At 51.7% G+C, this 650-nt stretch carries 1 protein-coding gene; it reads left to right on the top strand.

The annotated features are described in order from the left end of the window. Nucleotides 1-421: 421 nt before the first annotated feature. Nucleotides 422-650: transposase (locus DA100_RS16665; protein ID WP_138973155.1), on the top strand; the 229-nt coding region annotated here is incomplete at its 3' end.

The following is a 650-nucleotide window of genomic DNA, read 5'->3' as shown; positions in this document are numbered from 1 at the left end:
GGCGAGAGGCGAGAGGCGAGAGGCGAGAGGCGAGAGGCGAGAGGCGAGAGGCGAGAGGCGAGAGGCGAGAGGCGAGAGGCGAGAGGCGAGAGGCGAGAGGCGAGAGGCGAGAGGCGAGAGGCGAGAATATTATCTCTTCCAGGGAACAAGTTCTGTCAACACGTTCTTTCAGCATTCTGACCACACCCACCTCCAGAAGGACGAAGTCCGTTCCAGCTATCCATAAGCGAAGCGATCCATAGGGCGCAGCCCGTTCCAAAATCCAGCAGCGAAGCGTTCCAGTTATCTCGAAGGACGAAATCCGTTCTAAATTCTCGTAGGGCGAAGCCCGCTCTCGGAGCGAATGTAAACCTCCCCTAAACTAGTGGCATACCATTTTAGAGTTCTTCGGCTTAGACTGAGCATAGAAGGAGAACCCGCGATGAAAAAATCACGTTACTCAGAAACACAAATCGTCAAAATCTTAAAAGAAGTGGAAGTGGGTCGTAAGGTCAATGAAGTGTGCCGTGAATACGGCATTTCAGATGCCACCTACTACAACTGGAAAGCAAAATACGGTGGGATGGAAGCCTCTGAAGTCAAACGCCTTAAAGACTTAGAAGAGGAGAATCGTCGCTTGAAAGCCATGTTTGCTGAGTTGAGCTTAGAGC

It is taken from the genome of Vibrio sp. Hep-1b-8 (assembly GCF_006124995.1).
In the GTDB taxonomy this organism is placed as follows: Bacteria; Pseudomonadota; Gammaproteobacteria; order Enterobacterales; family Vibrionaceae; genus Vibrio.
This window is presented reverse-complemented; position numbering and strand designations above follow the sequence as displayed.